Source organism: Bacillus sp. 16GRE42, assembly GCF_019837435.1.
GTDB lineage: Bacteria > Bacillota > Bacilli > Bacillales > Bacillaceae_G > Bacillus_A > Bacillus_A wiedmannii.
In genome coordinates, this window is sequence record NZ_JADAXF010000026.1 from 1 (window position 1) to 883 (window position 883).

Annotated in this window: 1 protein-coding gene; it reads left to right on the top strand. The window is 36.2% G+C overall.

Translation table 11 applies throughout. The features are described 5' to 3' along the window. Window positions 1-379: 379 nt before the first annotated feature. A partial coding sequence (locus tag ILS93_RS28410) for a M23 family metallopeptidase (RefSeq protein WP_222661740.1) occupies window positions 380-883 on the top strand: 504 nt, incomplete at its 3' end.

An 883-nucleotide genomic window follows, 5' to 3' on the forward strand; every position in this document is an offset into this window, starting at 1 on the left:
AGCATACAAAGGAAGTATTAATTCAAAAGAACCTCTTACAGTATTTTTCCGTAAAGAAGGCTGGATTGATATTGGTGGGAATCGTTGGACACCAGAGAAACACTTTGACATTGTAGATATTCGATAAAAACAACTCTGTTAAGAGTTGTTTTTATCTTTAAACGGTGTTTTAGGTAAGAAGAGTTAGCTATATAGAATAATAGCTTTCGATATTTTTGGCTAATTTCAGTGACATTTAACTTATGGTTACAAGATGGATATTTTAATAGTAGATAACAATAGGGAAATGTTCTGTTTTGTTCATTTTGAGGTTGGAAAACCTACAATATATTTAAAAATAATAAATATAGACAATATAGAAATAGAAAGGAAGATTTATATGGCAACATTTATTTATCCAACAGATACAACGAGAGTAACAAGTGGTTTTAGGGGTGACAGACCAGATCATCATGGGATAGACCTTGCACAAGCAGGTTATCATCCAATTTATGCAGCAGCTGGCGGGCAAGTTAGTCGTTCTTATTTTTCAACTAGTTACGGCGAGTGTATTATGATTGTCCATAATATTAATGGAGTTACATGGGAAACCGTATATGCTCATATGCGAAGTGGCTCCCGTACAGTTAAACAAGGTGATTATGTTACACAAGGACAAACAATCGGGGTTATGGGAGAAACAGGAGAAGCCTATGGTCAGCATTTACATTTTGAAATGCATAAAGGCAGCTGGAATATGAATAAGAGTAATGCTGTGAATCCGTTAGACTACTTGGGAAAAGGTGGTGTTGTTGGTACACCGCAACCAGAGGGGATTGGGATGGCAAGATCAATATACTGGGAAGGATACGGCATTAATTACTACGATGGACCACACGGTAAA